This is a genomic window from Curtobacterium sp. MCLR17_059, from assembly GCF_003234665.1.
GTDB classification, from domain to species: Bacteria; Actinomycetota; Actinomycetes; order Actinomycetales; family Microbacteriaceae; genus Curtobacterium; species Curtobacterium flaccumfaciens.
Map to the genome: position 1 here is coordinate 182,428 of NZ_QKSU01000005.1, position 22,343 is coordinate 204,770.

19 protein-coding genes are annotated in these 22,343 nt (G+C 69.5%); 15 read left to right on the forward strand and 4 right to left on the reverse strand.

Annotated elements, in window-relative coordinates:
- The first annotated feature begins 16 nt into the window (after window positions 1-16).
- The 8 genes from DEJ12_RS09320 to DEJ12_RS09355 all read left to right on the forward strand — a co-directional run bounded on the left by DEJ12_RS09320 (window position 17) and on the right by DEJ12_RS09355 (window position 9,371).
- Window positions 17-1,075: a hypothetical protein gene (locus DEJ12_RS09320; RefSeq protein ID WP_111029782.1), complete on the forward strand. Its 1,059-nt coding sequence runs from the start codon at window positions 17-19 to the stop codon at window positions 1,073-1,075.
- A 143-nt stretch (window positions 1,076-1,218) separates the two neighbouring features.
- A complete protein-coding gene (locus DEJ12_RS09325) occupies window positions 1,219-2,046 on the forward strand; it encodes a hypothetical protein (protein WP_111029783.1) in 828 nt (275 codons plus the stop codon).
- On the forward strand, window positions 2,043-3,497 hold the full coding sequence (locus DEJ12_RS09330) for an oligosaccharide flippase family protein (RefSeq protein ID WP_146245039.1): 1,455 nt from the start codon (window positions 2,043-2,045) through the stop codon (window positions 3,495-3,497). Before DEJ12_RS09325 ends, DEJ12_RS09330 begins: the two co-directional genes overlap by 4 nt.
- Window positions 3,498-3,633: 136 nt before the next feature.
- The gene (locus DEJ12_RS09335; protein WP_181433135.1) at window positions 3,634-4,557 is read left to right on the forward strand and encodes a beta-1,6-N-acetylglucosaminyltransferase; all 924 of its coding nucleotides are present in this window, start codon (window positions 3,634-3,636) and stop codon (window positions 4,555-4,557) included.
- Between the two features lie 21 nt (window positions 4,558-4,578).
- Window positions 4,579-5,607 (forward strand): GDP-mannose 4,6-dehydratase, encoded by a 1,029-nt coding sequence (gmd, locus tag DEJ12_RS09340; RefSeq protein ID WP_111029786.1) that lies wholly within the window; start codon window positions 4,579-4,581, stop codon window positions 5,605-5,607.
- Window positions 5,607-6,578: a GDP-L-fucose synthase gene (locus DEJ12_RS09345; protein WP_111029787.1), complete on the forward strand. Its 972-nt coding sequence runs from the start codon at window positions 5,607-5,609 to the stop codon at window positions 6,576-6,578. The genes gmd and DEJ12_RS09345 overlap by 1 nt, the downstream gene beginning before the upstream one ends.
- A gap of 35 nt (window positions 6,579-6,613) precedes the next feature.
- Window positions 6,614-8,434: a DUF4012 domain-containing protein gene (locus tag DEJ12_RS09350; RefSeq protein ID WP_111029788.1), complete on the forward strand. Its 1,821-nt coding sequence runs from the start codon at window positions 6,614-6,616 to the stop codon at window positions 8,432-8,434.
- A 379-nt stretch (window positions 8,435-8,813) separates the two neighbouring features.
- Window positions 8,814-9,371, forward strand: coding sequence for a hypothetical protein (locus DEJ12_RS09355; protein WP_111029789.1), 558 nt, complete (start codon window positions 8,814-8,816; stop codon window positions 9,369-9,371).
- 69 nt (window positions 9,372-9,440) lie between these two features.
- On the opposite strand, the gene DEJ12_RS09360 is transcribed toward DEJ12_RS09355, so the two are convergent.
- Window positions 9,441-9,905, reverse strand: a complete 465-nt coding sequence (locus DEJ12_RS09360) for a VanZ family protein (protein WP_111029790.1) — start codon at window positions 9,903-9,905, stop codon at window positions 9,441-9,443.
- Between the two features lie 259 nt (window positions 9,906-10,164).
- On the opposite strand from DEJ12_RS09360, the gene DEJ12_RS09365 reads away from it, so the two are divergent.
- The 3 genes from DEJ12_RS09365 to DEJ12_RS09375 all read left to right on the forward strand — a co-directional run bounded on the left by DEJ12_RS09365 (window position 10,165) and on the right by DEJ12_RS09375 (window position 16,738).
- On the forward strand, window positions 10,165-10,494 hold the full coding sequence (locus tag DEJ12_RS09365; protein WP_071248415.1) for a hypothetical protein: 330 nt from the start codon (window positions 10,165-10,167) through the stop codon (window positions 10,492-10,494).
- 101 nt (window positions 10,495-10,595) lie between these two features.
- On the forward strand, window positions 10,596-10,925 hold the full coding sequence (locus DEJ12_RS09370; protein ID WP_217499688.1) for a hypothetical protein: 330 nt from the start codon (window positions 10,596-10,598) through the stop codon (window positions 10,923-10,925).
- 308 nt (window positions 10,926-11,233) lie between these two features.
- On the forward strand, window positions 11,234-16,738 hold the full coding sequence (locus DEJ12_RS09375; protein WP_181433134.1) for an Ig-like domain-containing protein: 5,505 nt from the start codon (window positions 11,234-11,236) through the stop codon (window positions 16,736-16,738).
- An 86-nt stretch (window positions 16,739-16,824) separates the two neighbouring features.
- Here the strand turns inward: DEJ12_RS09375 and DEJ12_RS09380 are convergent, their stop codons facing one another.
- Window positions 16,825-17,556, reverse strand: a complete 732-nt coding sequence (locus tag DEJ12_RS09380; RefSeq protein WP_111029793.1) for an SOS response-associated peptidase — start codon at window positions 17,554-17,556, stop codon at window positions 16,825-16,827.
- Between the two features lie 108 nt (window positions 17,557-17,664).
- On the reverse strand, window positions 17,665-18,315 hold the full coding sequence (locus DEJ12_RS09385) for a hypothetical protein (RefSeq protein WP_111029794.1): 651 nt from the start codon (window positions 18,313-18,315) through the stop codon (window positions 17,665-17,667).
- Between the two features lie 228 nt (window positions 18,316-18,543).
- Here DEJ12_RS09385 and DEJ12_RS09390 point away from each other — a divergent pair, with 228 nt between their 5' ends.
- The 3 genes from DEJ12_RS09390 to DEJ12_RS09400 are packed head-to-tail and all read left to right on the forward strand — an operon-like array spanning window position 18,544 to window position 20,354.
- Window positions 18,544-18,969, forward strand: a complete 426-nt coding sequence (locus tag DEJ12_RS09390; protein WP_027465016.1) for an organic hydroperoxide resistance protein — start codon at window positions 18,544-18,546, stop codon at window positions 18,967-18,969.
- A 10-nt stretch (window positions 18,970-18,979) separates the two neighbouring features.
- A complete protein-coding gene (locus tag DEJ12_RS09395) occupies window positions 18,980-19,366 on the forward strand; it encodes a YchJ family protein (protein ID WP_111029795.1) in 387 nt (128 codons plus the stop codon).
- A gap of 34 nt (window positions 19,367-19,400) precedes the next feature.
- Window positions 19,401-20,354 (forward strand): SDR family NAD(P)-dependent oxidoreductase, encoded by a 954-nt coding sequence (locus DEJ12_RS09400; RefSeq protein ID WP_111029796.1) that lies wholly within the window; start codon window positions 19,401-19,403, stop codon window positions 20,352-20,354.
- A gap of 20 nt (window positions 20,355-20,374) precedes the next feature.
- Here the strand turns inward: DEJ12_RS09400 and DEJ12_RS09405 are convergent, their stop codons facing one another.
- Entirely contained in the window at window positions 20,375-21,241 is an 867-nt protein-coding gene (locus DEJ12_RS09405) for a shikimate dehydrogenase (protein WP_181433133.1), read from the reverse strand.
- 58 nt (window positions 21,242-21,299) lie between these two features.
- On the opposite strand from DEJ12_RS09405, the gene DEJ12_RS09410 reads away from it, so the two are divergent.
- Window positions 21,300-22,307 (forward strand): iron-siderophore ABC transporter substrate-binding protein, encoded by a 1,008-nt coding sequence (locus tag DEJ12_RS09410; protein WP_258370591.1) that lies wholly within the window; start codon window positions 21,300-21,302, stop codon window positions 22,305-22,307.
- Window positions 22,308-22,343 lie beyond the last annotated feature (36 nt).

The window sequence follows — 22,343 nt, forward strand, 5'->3', positions numbered from 1 at the left end:
TCCACGGATCTTCTACGTGCCGAACGAGTTCGGCGGTTTCCGCCAGCTCGGCTTCCGTGATCCGCTGGAAGCGCTGGTCAGGGCCGGTCGCGTCGCTTCACTCGCGACCTTCAGCGTCCTGGACGCGATCCGGAACGGTGGAGATGCCGAGCGTCACCGGGAGGAGCTCGTGCGACGGGTGTCGGATTTCCGCCCGGACATCCTGCTCATGCAGCACCTCGGACACACCGGACTGCGTCGGCAGCACTTCGCGGCCCTGCGCGCAGCCTGTCCTGGTGATTTCATCTACCACGAGGCTGATCCCTACTCGAGGTACCTCCATCCGATCCCTCCCGAAGCGAAGGCGGCAGGCAGGGCCGCGGACGTCGTATTCACCGTGGGGAGCAGCGGGTTCAGCGAGAACTTCCGGAGGGCGGGGAGCGCCGACGTCCGCTGGATCCCCTCGGCCTACGAACCGACGAGGAGTGCCAACTTCGACCGACCGATCCGGAAGGACCGCCCGTACGACGTCGTCATCGTCGCCAATCGGAATCGTCCTCGGCTCCGAGGTCTGCCGGACTGGCGGGAACGCATTCGATTCGTCGAGTTGATGCAGCAGCACTTCGGAGACCGGCTCGCTGTCTTCGGGAGAGGCTGGGAGGGAACGACGGCCAAGGGGCCCGTGCCCTTCGAAGCGCAAGACGAGGCCATCACCTCAGGCTGGGTCAGCGCCAACTGGGATCACTTCGCGGGCGAAGCGTCCTACTTCTCGAACAGGCTGCCCATCTCGTTGGCTGCAGGGTCGATCCATGCGACGACCGAACACCCCGGATACGACGAGATCTTCCCCGCGAGCAGCAGCAGATTCCTGTTGCGCGGACGGACGCCGGAGGCCCTCATCGGTTCCATCGAGCAGGTGCTGGCCGAGACCACCACGAACGACCGCCTCGACTCGATCGCCGCGGGTCGTCGCTTCGCTGACGAGAACTTTCGGCAGGACGATCTCATGGTCCAGATGCTGAACTGGCGCACCCGGTGGATCGACCCAGCGGACGCCCGCGCAGTCTGGGACCGGACGACGGGAGGACGGCTGTGAGGATCGGACCGATCAGTACGCTTCCCCTGCGTGCTTCGCTTCGGATCGAGCGGGGCAAGAACGCCAAAGAGCTCCGCAGGAAGAGTGACGGCCGAACTGCGCCCGGGGGCTGGACACCTCCGCGAAACTTGCTCGGACTCCGTGTGCGCATCGATCCGTACCCCGATCTCGGCCATCAGCTGTCGACGTGGATTGCGGGGTACCTCTGGTCCGCCGATCTCGGGGTGCCGTACCTCGGAGGGGAAGTGACGAAGGACACGAAGGGGCTCTTCGACCTGGCGCAGCTGACCGCTGCCGCACCGTCCGGGAACGTGCTCGAGCAGCGCCTCGCCGCGACTGGGTTCGAGACCGACGATTGGTCGCTTCACGCTCTCCAAGAATCGACGAGCCGTGCAGCACCTCGTTCGAGCCGTCCGTGGATCGGGCGCCTGGCCTTGGACCAGCGTCGCTGGGACCAAACGCCGGCTGCAGAACCGCTCCGACGTGCAGTCCTCGGAGGATACCTCGGCGATCAACTCCGGAGCCTCGAGTCGGAGGCGGACTACATCGCTGTCCACGCCCGCCGCGGCGACATCGGTCCTCAGTCGCATCCCGACCGCTGGATCGGTCTCGACTACTACCAAGGCCTGATCAACGAGATCAGGGGCGTGCCAGCACTCAGCAGCATGCCGATCAGGCTCTTCACGTCGGGAGATGCTGCGGACCTGCGCGACCTGGAGCGCGTCGGAGTGTCGATCAGTGACGGAGGGCAGCGCGATCAGGACTTCATCGAGATCGCGGCAGCTCGGGTGGTCGTAGCGGCACCGAGTTCGTTCGGTTTCCTCGCCGCGCTCGTGTCGCGTGCACCTGTCATCGCCCGGACCCCCTGGTGGCACCATGTGCCCGACTCCGGCCGCTGGCTTGCGTACCAGGCTGACGAAGGCCTTGACATCGCTCGTCTCGGCCGTCTGGTCGCCGGTGCCCCTTCGTGACCTCGAACGGGCGACGCCTCATGGCGGGGGCGTCATGGGTCTACGGGCTGCAACTCCTCACCGTCGTCGTGCAACTCGGCTACGCGGCCCTGACGTCGAGGCTCGCTGCTCCGGGCGTCTTCGGTGCGTACAGCGTTGCGCTCTCCATCGCGGCGCTCGTCAACCTCCTGGGGTCCGGTGGACTGTCGCAGACGGCCGCTCGTGCACCTGATGCGGAACGTTCGTCGACACGGCCCCTCGCGACCTACGCCCTGCTCCTCGGAGTGGCGGCTGCCCTCTTCACCTTGGTCACAGCCGATCTCTGGAGCGCATTCTGGGGCGCTCCGCAGGCCGCCGGTGCTGTTCGTCTCCTCGCCGTGAGCGCGCTGGTGATGCCGTTCCTCAGCCTGAGTACGGGCCTTCTGCGCCGCCAAGGCGCTTTTCGTGAGATGGCGATCGCCACCTTCTGTTCCAACGTCGTCGGAATGGTCGCGGGTGCCGCAGCCGTGCTCCTCTTCCGAAGCCCGGAATCACTCGCCGTGTCCGCAATCATCGGACAGTGGGGCACCCTGCTCTGGGCGGCCACCCGGCTCCGCGGCGCTCTGGTTCCGGGGCGGCTCGCCCTCCGATCGGACAACGTTCGGTTCAGCACCAAGCTCGTCGCAGTATCTGTCTTCCAGTACATCTCCGGCAACGCTCCGCGGTGGAGCGTGAGCCAGTTCGTCGGAGCCGGCGTGCTCGGGGCATGGAACCGGGCAGATGTCCTGTCAACGGTCCCGTTCTCGCAGCTGCAGAACGCGCTGATGCAGGTGATCTACCCGGAATTCCGTCGCTACGAGGTCGGCACGTCGGATGCGAAAGCCGTGTGGCTGGACATGCTGACCCTGGTCGCATGGCTCACCCTGCCAATCGGTGCCGTCATCGCTGGAGTAGGACCGGAAGTCGTCCACCTCGCGCTCGGGCCGGGGTGGGAACTCGCAGGCCAAATCCTGCCGCTGCTCGCGGTGCTGGGAGCCGTGCAACCGTTGATGATCCTCCTCGCCGGCGCCCTCGAGTCCGCGGCGCTGTTCAAAGCGATCTGGCTGTCCGAGGCCGTCGCCTTCGTCATCAGTGCTGTCGGCGTCGCGATGGTCGTGGTCCATCAGCAGTACGTCTTCGCCCTCCTAGCACTCATCGCGGCGATGATCGGTCGGCACGTGGTCCACATCATCCAGGCGCAACGCGTCCGAGCGCTCGGCTTCCGGCAACTCGCGTTCGGGTACGCACAGCCAGCGGGATTCGCCCTGGTTCTCTACGGCTCACTCGTGGTGCTGTTCCACGATTTCGGCGTCGGCCCCGTCCGCGTGGCGGTAGGACTCATCGGCCTTGCTGCCCTCGCTGCATGGGTGGGCTTGACGCGTCGATCCTTCCCGCCACTGGAAATCCTCCACCGCCGGGGGATTCTCGGTCGTCGCGGCGAAGGCGCGCCGTGAGGCTCGGAACCTCCACGGGACGCAAAGGAGTTCGGTCTGGCGGTCTTCGCTGACGCTCGTACGGTAGATTCAGCCGATCAGGGGGCCGAGAGGTCGGATGTTCCGGTTGATCCCTCTCGATCACGAAGGGGCGGCTGTGAAACCGATCTTCCTCGTCTACACCTTCCAGGACGCGGAACACCTCCGGGAACTCGTCGAAGCGCTGTCACCGTACGAAGTGATCGTGCACGTTGACGCGAAGGTCGATCTGTCCCCGTTCGCAGTCGCTGTCGAGGACTGTGCCAACGTCCGAATGGTGAGGGACAGGGTGCAGGTCAACTGGGGTGGCTACTCGCAGGTCCGTGCGATCCGAGCCCTCGTTCGGCACGGACTCGAGTTCGCGGACGACGACGACTACCTCGTCCTGCTCTCCGGGTCTGACTACCCGCTCCGTACCGTCGACCACTTGATTGCCCACCTGGAGGAGCACCAGGGTCGGCAGTTCCTCCGCGCATTCGAAATCTCGGCGAGTGAAGAGAAGTACCGTAGTCAAGTCGACCGGCATCACCACCGTGACATGCGTTTCCTGTCGACCCGGACCGGTAACAAGGCTCTCCGAAAGCTCCGTAACGGGATCATCCGGCTCATCGACGGCCCCTTCAGCGTGAAGCGACCTCCGGCTCTCCCGGGCGGGCTGCGCGTTGGTCACGGCGGTACGCACTTCGCGGTGACAGCATCGTGTCTCCGCGAGATGGAAGCCCTGGTAACGCCGGAAATCGAGCGCTACTTCGCAGCGATATTCTGCCCGGAGGAAAAGTTCTACCAATCCCTGGTCATGTGCACCCGCTTCGCTTCGGCGACGCCAGCAGGCGGCTTCGAGGACTACGTCGGCCCGGGGAACTGGCGATACGCCAACCTTCACCTGATCGACCCGACTCTCATCCGGGTGTTCACCGAAGAGGATTGGCCGGAAGTGGCGTCCTCCGATGCCTTCTTCATCCGGAAGATCGTGACCGGACCGAGCACCGGTCTTCGCACCAAGATCAAGACCGAGCGGCTGACGGCCGCGCGCTCCAACTAACGACGTGAGGACGGGAACCAGTTGCCCAAGAAGGCCTTGATCACAGGCATCACCGGACAGGACGGCTCGTACCTGGCCGAGCTGCTGCTCCGGAAGGGGTACGAGGTGCACGGACTCATCCGTCGTGCGTCCACGTTCAACACCTCGCGGATCGACCACTTGTACGTGGACCCGCACAACCCTGACGCCAAGCTCTTCCTGCACTACGGGGACCTCGGCGACGGTGCGCGGCTCGTCAGTCTCCTCAGCGAGCTGAAGCCCGACGAGGTCTACAACCTCGCGGCGCAGTCGCACGTGCGGGTCTCGTTCGACGAGCCGGAGCACACCGGTGATGTGACCGGTGTCGGCACGATGCGCATGCTCGAGGCCGTCCGGGTGTCCGGCATCCACACGCGCTTCTACCAGGCGTCCTCCTCCGAGATGTTCGGCGCGACCCCGCCGCCGCAGAACGAGGAGACGCCCTTCTGGCCGCGTTCTCCGTACGGTGCCGCGAAGGTCTACAGCTACTGGGTGACCCGGAACTACCGCGAGGCCTACGGGATGTTCGCGGTCAACGGCATCCTGTTCAACCACGAGTCACCGCGTCGCGGTGAGACGTTCGTCACCCGGAAGATCACCCGCGCGGTCGCTCGGATCAAGGCTGGCCTCGAGGACCACGTGTACCTCGGCAACCTCGACTCCGTCCGCGACTGGGGGTACGCCGCTGAGTACGTCGAGGGCATGTGGCGGATGCTGCAGGTCGACGAGCCGGACGACTTCGTGCTGGCGACCGGTGGCGACTTCACGGTCAAGGACTTCCTCACCACCGCGTTCTCGCACGCCGGGCTGAACTGGGAAGACCACGTCCGGTTCGACGAGCGTTACCTGCGACCGAGCGAGGTGGACGCCCTCGTCGGCGACGCCTCGAAGGCCAAGGAGAAACTCGGTTGGGAGGCGACCGTCGACACCGCCGAGCTGGCGAGGATCATGGTCGACGCCGACATCTCCGCCCTCGAGCACGAGGGTCGTCCCTGGATCGACACCGTTCGTCTCGAGAGCTGGAGTTCCTGATGACCACGACCGACTTCACCCCCGGTCCGATCGATCGAGCTGACCGCGTCTACGTCGCGGGACACCGCGGCCTGGTGGGTTCCGCGGTCTGGCGCAAGCTCGAGTCGGAGGGCTTCACCGACGTGGTCGGACGGAGCTCCTCCGAGCTCGACCTGAAGGACCGCGGCGCGGTCTTCGCCTTCTTCGCGGACCAGAAGCCGAAGCACGTCGTGCTCGCCGCCGCCAAGGTGGGCGGGATCATGGCGAACAACACCTACCCGCACGACTTCCTGAGCGAGAACCTGCAGATCCAGGTCAACGTGATGGACGCCGCGGTGGAGCACGGTGTCGAACGGCTCGTGTTCCTCGGCTCGTCCTGCATCTACCCGAAGATGGCCGAGCAGCCGATCCACGAGGACGCACTGCTCACGGGCCACCTCGAGCCGACGAACGACGCGTACGCGATCGCCAAGATCGCCGGCATCCTGCAGGTGCAGGCCGTCCGTCGGCAGTTCGGCCGCCCGTGGATCTCGGCGATGCCGACCAACCTCTACGGCCCGGGTGACAACTTCTCGCCGACCGGGTCCCACGTCCTGCCGGCGCTCATCCGCCGGTACGACGAAGCCGCTCGCAGCGGTGCATCAACCGTTGAGAACTGGGGGACCGGGACGCCTCGTCGTGAGTTCCTGCACGTCGACGACATGGCGGCAGCGGTGTTCCATCTGATGGAGCACTACGACGGTGCTGACCAGGTCAACGTCGGCACCGGGTCGGACGTCACGATCAAGGAGATCGCCGAGACGATCGGCAAGATCGTCGGGTTCGAGGGCGAGACGGTCTGGGACACCACCAAGCCGGACGGGACCCCGCAGAAGCTGCTCGACGTGTCGAAGCTGGCGGATGCCGGTTGGACGGCACAGATCGGCCTCGAGGACGGGCTCCGCAGCACCGTCGACTGGTACCGCGAACACGCGGACTCCGTCCGTCAGTGACGGGTGTGGGACGTACGGAACCGTAGGATCGCCTCATGTCCGACCAGCCCGAGTCGCGACGCACTGCAGTACGCCGGGGGTCCAGGGCCCGGATCGTCCTGTGGGTCGTCCTCGCCCTTGTCCTGCTGCTGATCCTCGCCGTCGCCTGGGTCGGTGTCCGCGGCATGCTCGCAAAGGGGCACCTGGAGCGGGCCGTCGGGGACGTCGACACCCTCCGGTCGCAGCTGACCAGTGGTGACACCGGCGCCGCGCAGAAGACCGCGAGGCATCTCGAGGACGAAGCAGCGTCGGCTCGATCACTGACCGGCGACCCCGTGTGGGGCGCAGCACAGTCCGTACCCTTCTTCGGGACCAACCTGCGGGCCGTGCGCGACATCTCGGTGATCGTCGACGACGTCGCCAGCGATGCCGTCAGTCCCGTCGCCGGCGTCATCGACGGCCTCGGGTCGGATTCGTTCGCGCCGAAGAACGGCAAGATCAATCTCCAGCCGATCGAGGACGCGCAGCCGGCGGTCGCCGAGGCCACGAAGACGCTCGAGCAGGCTCGTGCCGACGCGGCGCGGATCGACACCAGTGGAACGCTGTCGCCGGTCACCACCGCCGTGGGACAGCTGCGGAACGCGCTGTCGTCAGCGTCCGAGCAGGCGGTGGCGGCGAACCGCATCGTGCAGCTCGCGCCGGCCATGCTCGGTCACGACGGGCAGCGGCGGTATCTGCTGCTCTTCCAGAACAACGCCGAACTGCGAGCCGGGGGAGGTATCCCCGGTGCGGTGGCGGCGCTCGACGCGAAGGACGGGTCGCTCCGTCTGTCGGCCCAGGCCTCGAGCGGGGACTTCGGGCCGTACGACGAACCGGTCCTGCCACTGACGGCTGACACGCGTGGGCTCTACGGGGAGATCACCGGGGAGTACATGCAGGATGTCACCCTCACACCACGCTTCGACGTGTCGGCAAAGCTCGCGCGGGAGATGTGGAAGCAGAAGTTCGGCCAGCAGGTGGACGGCGTGCTCGCCATGGACCCGGTGACGCTCAGCTTCATCCTCAAGGCGACCGGCCCCGTGCAGTTGCCGACCGGAGACACTCTGACCTCCGACAACGCGGTGCAGCTGCTGCTCAGCGACGTCTACGCCAAGTACCCCGACCCGGCGGTGCAGGACGCCTTCTTCGCGTCCGCCGCCAGCGCGGTGTTCGCCAAGGTCTCTTCCGGCGGGTTCGACGCGAAGGCATTCGTGTCGGCGCTGACGCAGAGCTCTGACGAGGGCCGTTTGCGGCTCTGGAGCGCCGACAAGGCGGAGCAGCGCCGCATCAGCGGGACTCCGGTCGCGGGCGAGCTGCCGACGGCCAGCGTCGACTCGAACCAGTTCGCCGTCTACCTGAACGACGGCACCGGCGCGAAGATGGACTACTACCTCCAGAAGCGCGTCTCCGTTGGCAGTTCGGTGTGCCGGAAGGACGGACGACCGACGTCGGTCGTCGAGATCACCGTGAAGAACGCGGCACCGGCCGATGCCGCGACGACCCTGCCGCGCTACGTCACCGGGGGCGGTGACTTCGGCGTGGAGCCCGGCAAGATCAAGACCCTGCTCGCTGCGTACGCGCCCGAGAACGCGATCTTCCTCGGCGCCACGAAGGACGGCAAGACCACTCCGGTGCAGACAGCGACCGACGGCGGGCACCCGGTGGCCCAGCTGCAGACCCTGCTCGCCCCCGGCGAGAGCCTGACCTACCGCGTCGCGTTCCTCGGCGAGGCGAAGTACGCGAAGGCGGCGGTGCAGGCGGACTCGACTCCTGGCGTCCGGCAGAACGAGACGAAGCCCCTCACGTTCGACTGCGAGCGGCCGCTCACCGCGGGCTGACAACGGAACCTCCGCAAAGCGAACCGCGAGTGTGCCCCCACTCCGAGGGGCAACGCGCCAACCTGTCCGGGCGCGAAGGTCCTTGATCGAACGCACAGTGTGCTCTGGTGCACACCGTTGAGCCCTCTCACCTGGGGTTTCTGTTATGTGAAGCCTCGATGGACCGACGGTAGGGCCGTGTGACGGGTAGTTGGCGCGGATGAACACACGTCGACCAATGAACAAAATCCACGTGATCTGGTATCAAGCTGGGAAACTCCGCTAGATTGAGACAACTTCGCCAAAACAACCGCCATTTCTGTGGCTGGGGTCAACCACCGGCGAACAGCGGGCTCTGGGTGTCAGGGTCTGGATTTTCAGATCTTTAGGGGAACCATTCATGAAGAAGCTCATCGCAGCGGTGGTGCTGGCTGGCGCCGCACTGCTCGCCACTCCGGCCGTCGCCAACGCCGCCGGTTACACGCCTGACTCCGACGTCTCCGTCTCCGGCACTGCCGTCGCCGGTGGCACCGCTTCGGTGAACTTCACCGAGGGCGCGTTCCAGGACAACGAGACCGTCAACGTCCAGGTCACCGGTGCCGGTGCGGTCACGCTCGGCGCGCTGCCGACCACGACCGTCTCGAAGACCTACACGGCCGCTTCGGACGGCTCGCTCGTCGTCAAGGTCACGTTCCCCCAGGGCGCCTCGGGTACCTACAACCTGACCGCCACCGGCGCCACCTCGGGCGTCGTCGGCTTCGCGGCCTTCACCGTCGCTCCGGCTGACGCTGCTGCGGTTCCCGCAGCCGGCGCTGGCAACGGCACCGACGGCACGCTGGCCTTCACGGGTTCGACCGTCTCCGCCCTGGCCCTCTGGGTCGCCGGCGGCGCAGTCGTCCTCGGTGGTGGCCTCCTGCTGGTCCGCGGCTCGGTCCGCCGCCAGCGCGAGTCCGTCTGAGTCTCGACACACTGAGCGAAGCCCCCGGAGCATCTGCTCCGGGGGCTTCTTCGTGTCCGGGGATCGTCCTCAGTGACGCCGGGCCGCACGGCTGAGCAGCAGCACGCCCACCACGGCCCCCAGGAGCGCCCCCATGCCGTTCGCGACGACGTCGTCGATGGTCGCGGTGCGGGCGGGCAGGAACAGCGCCTGACCGGTCTCGATGCACGTGCTGATGACGAGCCCCGCGGCGATGGCGGCCCACCACCAGCGGGCACCGGCGAGCAGCACCACGAGCAAGCCGAGCGGCACGAAGTAGACCACGTTCGCCAGGGACTCCACGGTGGCGTAGTCGATGCGCTCCGGCAGGCCGTGCCGGTGCGCGGCTGCGAGGACTCGGTTGAGCCACGGGGCCCCTGCGGCGTCGACGGGGGAGCCCCAGAACCCGACGAGCGCCAGGGCGACGCCGTAGGCGATCGCCAGCCCCGTCGCGAACCGACGGCTGCGCCAGGTGGCCGGGGCGCGGTCGTCGACGCGGGGCTTGTCGGAGGTCACGTGCCGACGCTAGCGAGTCGCGCCTCCAGGCAGGTGTCCGCACCATCTCGTTCCCCGATTCCGGCGATCCGGAAAACGAGTACCCCGATCCTGACGCTGTACCCCGGAAGTGCGACGCACCTGCCCGGAAATCCGGGGTTGCCCGATGGACGGCATTGACGGAACCCGTGAATCCACGGGCCTGGCTGGCGATCCCCTCGGCACTTCTCGTAGCGTTCTGGTGTCAGCAGATGTACCCCGGATCGTGAAGGAGAGCGACATGAGCATCACCGTGAACAACGCGACGCAGGCCGAGGTCACCCTCGACACCGACACCGTGGACACCATCGCGATCCTCGAGGCCGATGCAGCGCTCTCCTCGCGCCCCAAGCGCGCCAAGGTCACCTGGGTGCAGGAAGACCAGGGCGAGTGGATCGCCGGCTACGGCGGGTACTTCGGCGGCAGCGTCGACAAGCGCGACGACCGCTACGTGGCCTCCGACACCTTCGGGCTCGTCGTGGGCGAGTTCTCCTCCCTCGAAGAGGCACAGACCAAGCTCGAGGACCAGCTGCACGTCATGCTCCCGCCGGTCATCCGGCCGGTCGAGTGACGACGACGGACACCAGCTCCACCGGCGTCGATCGCGACGCCCGCACCACCCGGAACCACCGGCACCACCCAGTACGCAGCACAGCACGAAGGAGCAGCACCATGAGCACGACCGTCGCCCACCGCCAGCAGGCCGAGGTGACCCTGGACACCCAGACGATCGAGGTCATCGCCGAGATCGAGGCCCAGGTCGTGGCTCCCGTGCAGGCAGCCCCCGTCCGCATCTCGTGGGCCCAGGCCGACACCGGTCTGTGGGTCGCGAACTACGGCGGCTACTACGGCGGCACCGTCGACCGCCAGGGCACCCACTTCTTCGTCTCCGACACCTTCGGTGAGTACGTCGGGGACTTCCGGTCCCTCGACGAAGCGAAGGCGCGTCTGTCCGAGCGCCTGCACGTGCTGCTGCCGGACGTGATCCGTCCGACCGCGTGATCCACTGCTGATCGCTCGCTGATCCTCGAACCCCCGCCGGCCTGCCGGCGGGGGTTCTTCCGTGCGCCCGGGGCGCGAACGGGTCGCGACGACGGGCCGTGGCGCGCCGTGACGTGCCGGGCTGCGGCGTGACCCCTGAACGAGTGGTCCCCCCTATTGGGGACCCTGATTGTCCCCACCCGAACACGAGGAACTGCCAGGATCAACCTGGCGCCAACGACCGTTCTCCCTGATCCTCCGGTCGGTCTCGGTGCCCGCATCGTCTCGACCCGAAAGTGATCATGCAGCGTACGAACCCGGGCACCGCTGTGCCCAGAAGCCGTCCCGGCCTGCGCGCCGTCGCCATGCTCGGCGCCGCGCTCCTCGCCGGCGTCGGTCTGACCCAGGCCGTCGTGGCCGACCCCGCCGCCGCAGCCGGCGCGTTGTCCTGCGACCAGAACACCCTGTACGGCATCAACACCGCCGCGAACCAGCTCGCCGCCATCGACGCCACCACCGGTGCCGTCACGAACGTCACGAGCATGGCGCCGGGCGACAACGCCCTCGCGGTCGCCCGCAACGGTGTCGCCGCGTACGCGTCGATCAACAACGGCAACACGATCACCGGGTACGACGCGGTGAACGATGCCCGGATCGCCGACGTGACCGCCGCGGACCCGAACGGCAGCCACCAGCTGCTCCGCGGTGCGATCAACCCGGCGACCGGCATCTACTACTACGCGAGCGGCGCGAACCCCGCGTACCTCGGTGCGTACGACACGAAGACCGGCGCGAAGATCGGCCAGGTCGGCACCATCGGCAACCTGCTCACCAACAAGAACGGTGACATGGCGTTCAGCACCCGCGGGCTGCTGTTCGTCGTCACCGGCAACGAGATCCGTCGCGTCGACACCGAGACGGTCCCGACGACCGCGGGCACCACGGCTCTGACCACCTCGAAGGTCGCGACCCTTCCGATCGACGCGAGCACGAGCGGCAGCCCCGGCATCGCGTTCTCGTCCGACGGCTACCTGTTCGCCTCGGTCGGCTCCGCCATGTACAAGATCGATCCGGGTTCGGGCGCGCAGGTCAGCACGTTCACGATCGCGAACGGCTACGCACCGAGCGACCTGGCGTCCTGCAACTACGCCAACACCCTGGCGGCGCAGTCGAGTGTCGATCAGCGGTGGAGTCCGTCCGACCAGTTCGGCCTGGCGGTGACCGGCGGCGTCTCGACGGGCAACACGGCCACCACCAACGGCACGGCCGCCGGCACCCAGCCCCAGAAGGCGGGCGCGGTCCTGTCGACCCCGAACAAGACCTACACGGCCCGCCAGACGGCGGTGGGCACCACCGACCCGTCGAACTACACGACCACGTGGAAGGCCGTGAACCTGAACAGCGACGCGGTCGTCGCCAGCGGCACCGGCACCACGGGGACCTTCACGTTCCCGGCGGCCACCACCGCGGACGGCACGGACGTCCTGGTCACCTTCACGAACACGCTGCAGGCCACGCACGTCACCACCAGCAGCGACACCGCCACGACCCCCACGGGCACGGCGCTGTCGGTGCCGGCTGCCTCGGGCGTGCTCGCGAACGACCAGGGGACCGGCCTGTCCGTGGTCTCGAACACGACGCCGGCCCACGGCACCGCCACGGTCGCGGCCGACGGCTCGTACACGTACACCCCGGCCGGCGGGTTCTCCGGCTCGGACACGTTCCAGTACACGGCGAAGGACTCGTCGGGGCAGACCTCGACCAGCACCGTGACCGTCACCGTCGCACCGAAGGGCTCCGACGACGCCTACAGCGTGCACGCGGGCACCGTGCTCACGGTGGACGCCGCGGAGGGCGTCCTGACGAACGACCGCGGGTCGGACCTGACCCTCACCGGTCACGGTCGGCCGTCGCACGGTCTGGTGAAGATCGGCCCCGACGGGTCGTTCTCCTACGGCGCCGACAAGGGGTACTCCGGCCCGGACTCGTTCACGTACACCGCGAAGGACGGCTCCGGCGCGACTGTCACCGCGACGGTGCGGCTCACCGTCCTGCCGACCGCGACGGCCGATGGCGTCACCGCGACGGCCGGGTCATCGACGACCGGCAACGTGCTCGACAACGACCTGGGCACCGGCCTGACGGTCACGGGCAACAGCACCCCCGCCCACGGCTCGGCGACGGTGCGTCCGGACGGCTCGTACTCGTACACCCCGGCAGCCGGGTTCTCCGGCACCGACTCCTTCACGTACACGGTGACCGACGGCAGCGGCGGGACCGACACCGTCACGGTGACCGTGCAGGTCGCCCCGGCCGCGCAGGACGACACCGTCAAGGTCGCGGCGGGCGGCACCGCCACGGCCGACACCCGGGCGACCGGCGTGCTCGGCAACGACTCCGGCACCGGGCTCACCGTGGCGTCGAACACGTCCCCCTCGCACGGTGCGCTGACGCTCGACAAGGCCACCGGCACGTTCACGTACACGCCGGCCGAGGGGTACTCCGGCCCCGACGCGTTCACGTACACGGCGGTCGACGGCTCCGGTTCGCCGAGCACCGCGACCGTCACCATCACGGTCAACCCGACCATCGGCGCCGACACCGCGTCGACGGACTCCGGCGCCCCGGTGACGATCGACGTGCAGGCCAACGACCGTGGTGCGGACCTCGAGACCACGATCGTCACCGGTCCGTCCCACGGCACGGCCGTCGTCGCTGCGGACGGCTCGGTCGAGTACACGCCGACCGCCGGAGCGTCCGGCACCGACTCGTTCACCTACACGGTGACCGACGGCAGCGGAGTCACCACCGGTGCGGCGCCCGTCACGATCACCGTGCGACCCGTCGCGACCGCCGACACGGTGTCGACCCGGGCCGACCAGGCGCTGACCATCGACGCCGCCACCCTGACCGGCAACGACCGGGGCACGGGGCTGACCGTGACCGACGTGACCGCAGGCGGGGCCGCCGGCGGCGCCGGCAGCGGCACCGGCAACAGCACCGGCGAGACCGGCACCGGCACCGGCGAGACCGGCGCCGCCCGCGGCACCGTCACGCTCGACCGTGCCACCGGCCGCGTCGTCTACACCCCGGCCGACGGCTTCTCGGGCACGGACACCTTCACCTACACGGTGGTCGACGGAGCAGGTCGCTCCACCACCGGTACCGTCACGGTCGTCGTCGGCCCCCGCGCCACGGCCGACACCGCCACCGCCACCGCCGGCTCGACGCTGACCGTCGCGAAGGGCGACGGCGTGCTCGCGAACGACCGGGGCACCGGCCTGACCGCGACCGTCGACCAGCAGCCCGCACACGGCACGGTCGAGCTCGCCGCGAACGGCTCGTACACGTACACGCCGAAGGACGGCTTCTCGGGCACGGACACCTTCACCTACACGGCGACGGACCCCGCCGGCCGCACCACCACCGGCACCGTGACGGTCACGGTCCGCCCCGGCACGGAGCCCGACACCGTCACCGTCGCGGCGGGCGGCAGCACCACGGTCACCTCCGGCGCCCTGACGGGCAACGACCACGGCACGGGCCTGACCGTCGTGTCCGTCACCGACGGCAAGAACGGCACCGCGACCCGCAACGACGACGGCACGATCACGTACACGCCGAAGGACGGCTTCTCCGGCACGGACACCGTCACCTACACGGTGACGGACCCGTCGGGCACCACGAACACCGGCACCGTGACGGTCACCGTCACCCCGGTCGCCGGTGGCGGGTCGACCTCGGCCGAGGCCGACGCCACCACCACCGTGCCGGCCGGCACCGGACTGCTCGACGGTGCGAAGGGCACCGACCTGGCGGTCACCGACCACACCAAGCCCTCGCACGGTGACGTGACGGTCGACGAGGACGGCTCGTACACGTACAAGCCCGAGCCGGGTTACTCCGGCCCGGACGAGTTCGACTACACGGTCACCGACGGCTCCGGCGGGACGACCACGGGCACCGTGACGATCGTCGTCGCCCCGAAGGCCGTCGCGGACACCGCGACGACGAGCGCAGCGACCCCGGTCGACGTCGCCGTCACCGGCAACGACTCGGGCTCGAAGCTCGCCGTCACCGCCGTGTCGAAGCCGGGCCACGGCACCGCCACGATCACCGGCAGCACGACGGCAGGCGGAACCGGCGGCGGCGCAACCGGCCCGACCGGTGCCAGCTCGGTCACGTACACGCCCGCCGACGGGTTCTCCGGCACGGACACGTTCACCTACACGGTGACCGACCCGACCGGCGGCACCGCGACGGCGACCGTCACCGTGACCGTCACGCCGACCGCGGTCGCCGACGCCCTGCGCACCGCGGCCAACACCGCGCTGCCGATCAGCGGCGCGACCCTGACCGGCAACGACCGCGGCACCGGCCTCGCCGTCACGGCGCACGGCCGCGCCGAGCACGGCACCGTGACCGAGGGCACCGAGCCCGGCTCGCTCGTCTACACCCCGGCGAAGGGCTTCTCCGGCGCGGACACGTTCGAGTACACGGTGACCGACGGCGCCGGACGGACCTCGACCGCGACGGTCACGGTCGTCGTCGGCGTCGCCGCGGTCGACCACTGGCACACCATGTCGACGAACCGCAGCATGCGCATGACCGCCGACAAAGGCGTGCTGGTCGGTGACTCCGGTCGTGGGCTCTGGGCCGCCATGGAGACGAAGCCGTTCAACGGCACACTGTCGCTCGAGAAGGACGGCTCGTACGTCTACACGCCCACGTCGAACTGGTCCGGTCGTGACTGGTTCACCTACTCGGCCAACGACGCCGACGGCACCGCGGCGTTCGCCCGCGTCGTCATCGACGTCGCCCCCGCCGCGAAGGACGACAAGGCCACGACCACGGCCGGCAAGACGGTCCGGGTCGCCGGCCACGGCGTGCTCGGCAACGACCACGGTGACGCCCTGACGGTCGTCGCGGTGGGTCAGGCCCGTCACGGCACGGCCTCCATCGCCGCCGACGGCACGTTCGTCTACACCCCGGCGAAGGGCTTCTCGGGCACCGACACCGTCACGTACCGTGCGCAGGACTCGATGGAGCAGCAGGTCGACGCCACCGTCACGATCACGGTCGGCATCGCCGCGGCGGACGACTCCGGGCACACCGTGTCCGGCACGCCCGTCACCCGTGACGCCCGCCACGGCCTGCTCGCCGACGACCAGGGCACCGGCCTCACCGCCGCCCCGGCCCGGAAGCCCGCCCACGGCACCGTGACGATCCAGCGGAACGGCGCGTACGTCTACACGCCGGCCGCCGGCTTCACCGGCACGGACACCTTCGCCTACACGGTGAAGGACGCCTCGGGGCAGACGGCCACCGCCACCGCGACCATGACCGTGGTCGCCGCGGCGGTCGCCACCGACGACTCCGCCACCGGGATCGTCGGACACCGGGTCGTCGTGGATCCGCTCGACAACGACTCCGCCACCGGCGGCGCCACGTTCGAGCCGGGCACGCTGCACCTGCTCCACCCGGAGTCCGGCGCACCGACCGACCGCGTGGTCGTCGCCGACCAGGGCACGTGGACCATCCGCGACGGCCGGGTCGTCTTCACCCCTGCGAGCGGGTTCACCGGAACCACCTTCGTCGGTTACGAGGTCACCGACAGCGCGGGACAGACAGTTACCGCGACCGTCACGGTCCGGTTCCCGACCGGGCTCGCCGCGATCGTCCACGGCACCGAGCTCGCCTTCACGGGCGTGACCGGGCTGGTCGGCCTCGGGCTCGCGGCACTCGCGCTCATGCTGGCGGGCGTGCTCCTGGTGACCCGACGACGGATCGCGGTCCGCGTCACGCCGGGCATCCGCCGCAGCGCACGTCCGTAACAGGGCACCGGACTGGAGGCCCGGATCACCGCAGCAGACCCGCTGCGGTGATCCGGGCCTCCTGTCCGCGCGCGGGGCGCGACCGCCTACTCGACGGGCGCGATGAGCTGCGGTCCGTCGTTCCGCACGCTGTTCACCGTGCGGGAGACCTCGTACTGCTCCAGGCCCGCGGCCACCGCCAGCGACTCGTGGTCGAGCAGGGCCAGCAGGTCGTCGGCGTGCAGGTCGCCGCCGAGCCAGTCGTCGTAGCCGTCGGGCGTCAGGAACGCGGGCATACGGTCGTGGACCTCGCCCGGGGCGACGTGGGCGTCACGGGTGATGATCGCGAGCGACAGCCGCCACTTGTCCGGGTCGCCCTCGGGCTTCGTGGGGTCGGGCCATGCGCTCACGACGCCGGCCATCGCCAGGGCGCCGCCTGGTTCGTGCACGAAGTGGGGTTCCTTGCCGTCCTCGCGCACGACCCACTCGTAGTACCCCTGCGCCGGGACGATGCAGCGGTTCGTGGCGAAGGCCCGCTTGAACATGCCGCTCGTCGCGACGGTCTCGATGCGGGCGTTGATCGGCTTCGGGCGCTGCTTCTGGAAGTCCTTCGCCCAGCTCGGCACGAAGCCCCAGCTGATCTGCGGCAGCTCGCGTTCGCCGTGCCGCTGGCGGACGGCGTACACGGGGTCGGTCGGGGCGACGTTCCAGCTCGGGGCGAGGCCGGGGTGCACCTCGCCGGTGTCCTCGTCGACGTGCTCGGTCCGGGCGGCGAGTTCGCCCATGAGCTCGGGCAACAGATCGGCCGTGGTGTCGGAGACGACGAACCTTCCACACATGCGCCCAGTGTGCCCGTCGCCGCCGACAGTGGTGCGCGTCGGGGCGCGCCGTTCACGCTTCGCGAGCAGGAATGGTCGCGTGCCCCACAGCGACTCGACCGCTTCTGCTCACGAAGTGGGGTGTGCGGGCGTCTCGGGTGCGGGCGTCTCGGGTGCGGGTGCGGGCTCGAGGGACTCGGCGGCCAGGCGGGCTCGTTCGGAGCGGCCGAGGCGGATGACGTACTCCGACAGCCCGATCGTGTACACCGCGATCAAGAGCACCTGGAACCCGCTGGCGGCCCCGAGGACGAACGCCCCGAGGACGGCGACGAGCCCCGAACCGAGCAACGGTGCGACGCGGGCGAGCGTGCCGATCAGCCCCCGCCGCAGCAGGACGGTGTCGGTGCGGACGTTCTCGCGGTGCTGCGGCAGGACCGGCACCGGCCGACGCTGCACGTACAGCTGCGTGGCACCCCGCGCGGCGAGCTGCCACGAGGGCCGCACCTGCCGACCGTTGATCGTCGTCGAGGGGTCCGGCGGCTGCCACGTCGGGATGCACGCGAAGGTGAGCAGTCCGACGCCGAGTGCCAGCAGCACCATCGCGACCACGCTGCGGACCGGGGTGGTCCCCGTCCAGTCGACCCGGGCCTCCAGGACGGCCATGCCGACCAGCGCGACGGCTGCCGCGAATCCGGACCACAGGGCAGCACGGCGGATGCGTGCCGGATCCAGCACGTCCGTGACGTGCCGGCGGAAGACCTGCCAGCCGAGCGTGAACATCAATCATGTCTACCCGGTGCTGGTGCGGGGTGCCCGCGCGCTTTGCGTTCAGTGAGCAGAAGATGTCGGGTGCTGGCGGGGGACTCGACATCTTTTGCTCACTCGATGCACGGCGCACCCGCATCCCCCACCCGGACACGCCCGAGCGCCCCGCGCCCGGAGCTGCCGCACCCGCGACGTGGTGCTCCCGCTCAGGATTCGTCCAGGCGAGCACGCTGACCTCGGACCATGAGTCTCGACATCGTCTACACCGCCGCTGCCCACGCCACCGGAGGCGGCCGCGACGGGCACGTCCGCAGCGAGGACGACCGGCTCGACCTCGACACCCGCCCGCCCAAGGAGATGGGTGGCAGCGGCGAGGGCACCAACCCCGAGCAGCTCTTCGCCGCCGGGTACGCAGCGTGCTTCCTCGGTGCCCTGCATGCCGCCGGCAAGGAGCTCGAAGTCGACACGACCGGCGCCGAGGTCTCCGCCGAGGTCGGCATCGGCGGCACCGGCAACGGCGCCTTCGGCCTCGCCGTGGAGCTCGACGTCTACGCCCCGAACGCCCCGCAGGAGCAGCGCCAGCGACTGGCCGAGCGTGCACACGAGATCTGCCCGTACTCGAACGCCACCCGCGGCAACATCACCGTCACGCTGTCCATCGTCGACTAGCGTTCGGCCGGTGGTCACCGACGAGACGCGCTGCCCCTGCCTGAGCGGCAACCCCTACGGGGAGTGCTGCGGCCCCCTGCACGCCGGGGCCGTGGCGCCGACCGCGGAACGGCTCATGCGCTCCCGCTTCAGCGCCTTCGCGCTGGGCCTGCCGGAGTACCTGCTGCTCACCTGGCATCCGCGCACCCGTCCGGCGGGTCTCGAGTTGGACCCGACCCAGCGCTGGACCCGGTTGGACGTGTTGGCGACCACCTCGGGAGGCCCGTTCGACTCCCACGGCACCGTCACGTTCCGCGCGTGGTGGCGTTCCGACGACGAGCGCGGCACGCTCGAGGAGACGAGCGACTTCGTCCGCGAGCAGGGACGATGGTTCTACGTGGACGGCGTGGTCGCCTGACGACTGCGCACCACGCCAGCTGACAGGAGCCCACATGCCCGCACGCGACCTCACCCGCTTCGGCGACCGGACCACGGCCGCCGAGGTCGTCGACGGCCTCGACCTGTCGGGGCGCACGGCGATCGTCACCGGTGCGGCGTCCGGCATCGGCGTGGAGACCTCCCGAGCACTCGCCGGAGCCGGGGCACGCGTGACGCTCGCGGTGCGGGACGTCGATGCCGGCCGACGGGTGGCGGACGACATCGCCCGGACGACCGGGACGGAAGCACCGGCCGTCATCGAGCTGCACCTGGACCGGCCGGCTTCCGTCGAGGCCTTCGCCGCAGCGTGGTCGGGGCCGCTCGACGTGCTCGTCGCCAACGCGGGCATCATGGACGCGCCCGAGTCGTACACGTCCGCCGGGTGGGAGTCACACTTCGCGACCAACCACCTCGGGCACTTCGCCCTCGCGCTCGGGCTGCACGACTCCCTGGCCGCCTCGGGTTCGGCACGGATCGTCTCGGTGTCGTCGAGCGGCCACGGTGGTTCGCCCGTCGTGTTCGACGACCTGTTCTTCCGCCGGCGCCGCTACGAGCCCGGACTCGCGTACGGGCAGTCGAAGACCGCCAACGTGCTGTTCGCCGTCGCTGCCGGCCGCCGGTGGGCCGCCGACGGCATCACCGCGAACGCCCTCATGCCCGGCGGGATCTGGACCGGGCTGCAGAAGCACTGGGACCCGGAGGTCCTGGCCGCCACGAAGATCGCCGCGGCCGACGCCGTGAAGACCCCGGAGCAGGGAGCCGCGACCTCGGTCCTGCTCGCCACCGCGCCCGAACTCGACGGGGTCACGGGCCGGTACTTCGAGGACTGCCACGAAGCGTCGGTGGTGGAGCGGATCGAGGACGGCCTGCACGGCGTGGTGCCCTGGGCCCTCGATCCGGACCAGGCCGATCGGCTGTGGGACGTCTCCGTCGCGCTGCTCGACGCCGAGGCGCGATCCCGCCGCTGATCGAGGGCTGCCGGCGCCGGCTAGCTGCCGATGACGGCGGGCAGGTCGACCGCGGTGCGCATCGCCCGGCGGACCCCGGCCTCGTCGGGGAGCAGCTCGTCCTCGTCACCGGTCAGGAAGAACCGGATCTGCCCGATCGCCTGCTCGGTGAGCATGTCGAGGCCGTTCAGCACGCGGCCCCCGGCCTCGGTCCAGCGGCTGGCGACCGCGGTGGGCCACGGTTCGTAGGCGACGTCGAACAGCACGGCGTCGGGCCCCGACGGACCGAACTCGAGCGGGTCGGCGGCACCACCCGGCAGCGTCGAGAGGACGAACCCGTGGTGCGTGCCGGCGAGTTCGGTCAGGGGGTGCACCTCGAGCGTCACACCGAGCCGGACGGCCAGGTCGACCAGCGCACGCGTCTTCGCGGTGTCGCGGACGAACACCCGGACGAGCGACGCCCCGAGCCGGACGGCAGCGGTCAGGGCGCTCGCCGCGGTGGCTCCGCCGCCCAGGATCGTGGCCTCGCCGGGCAGGTGTCCGAGTGCCTCGACCGGGCGGACGAGGCCCTGCACGTCGGTGTTCGCGCCGGCTCGGACGATCGTGGAGCCCTCGTGGCGGAACGCGACCGTGTTGGCGACCCCGAGCTCGTCGACGAGCGGGGTGGTGCGGTCGAGCAGCGGCAGCACCTCGCGCTTGAGCGGCATCGTGAGGCTCAGCCCACGCCATTCCGGACCCAGCCCCGCGACGAACGCGGCGAGCTCGCCGGACGCGACCTCGTGCCTCCCGTAGGTGAAGGACAGGTCGAGCGCATCGTAGGCCGCAGCGTGGAGCGTGGGCGAGAGCGAGTGCGCGATGGGGGAGCCGAGCACCGCGAGGTGCGTGCGGCCTGGATCGGTGAACGCCACGGTCACCCAGCCTAGCCAGCCGTTTTCCTGCGCACCCCGTTAGGTTAGGCTACCCTTCGTGAACCGTTCTCCCTTGCGTCTCCGACGCGTGCTCGCCGCAGCCGGCGCCGTCGTCGCAGCGTCCCTCGTCCTCGCCGGCTGCGCGTCCGGCTCCGGCTCCTCGACCGACTCGGCGTCGTCGGGGTCGTCCGACGCCGCGTTCCCGGTCTCGATCACGACCGGCCTCGGCACCACCACCATCGAGTCGGCACCGAAGCGCGTCGTCGCGCTCGGGTGGGGCGACGCCGAGACGGCGCTCGAGCTCGGTGCGCAGCCGGTCGGTGCGAGCGACTGGCTCGCGTTCGGCGGCGACGGTGTCGGTCCGTGGCTGAAGGGTGCGTACGACAAATCCCCGAAGATCATCCAGACGCTCGAGCCGAGCTACGAGGACATCCTCAAGCTCAACCCCGACGTGATCCTCGACGTGAAGTCCTCGGGCGACAAGGAGCGGTACGACAAGCTCTCCGCGATCGCGCCGACCGTGGCGATCCCGAAGGGCGGCGCGAACTACCTCGCGTCGACCGAGCAGCAGACGACCATGATCGCGAAGGCGCTCGGCAAGGAGTCCGAGGGCAAGAAGCTGCTCTCCGGCCTCGACGACGCCTACGCCGCAGCACGCAAGGCGCACCCGGACTTCGAGGGCAAGACGGCCGTCGTCGGTGCCTACAGTTCCGAGGGCTTCGGGGCGTACGCCTCCACCGACAGCCGTTCGACCTTCATGCGGAACCTCGGCTTCGAGATCCCGAAGGCCATCGACGAGCAGGCCGGCAAGGAGTTCTCCGTGCACCTGTCCGACGAGAACCTCGACCTGCTCGACGCCGACCTGACGCTGATCCTGCCGATCTACGTCGACGCGTCGGAGGCCTCGTCGAACAAGCTGTTCCAGAAGGTGCCGTCTGTCGAGGCTGGACACTCGATCGTCTTCGACGACAAGGACGTGTCGTCGGCGTTCTCGATGGGCACCACGGCTGCGATCGAGTGGGCGCTCGACAAGCTGCCGGCGCAGTTCGAGGAGAAGCTCGGCTAGAGCAGGTCGTTGCTGCTGGCCGGTTCCGCTGGTCAG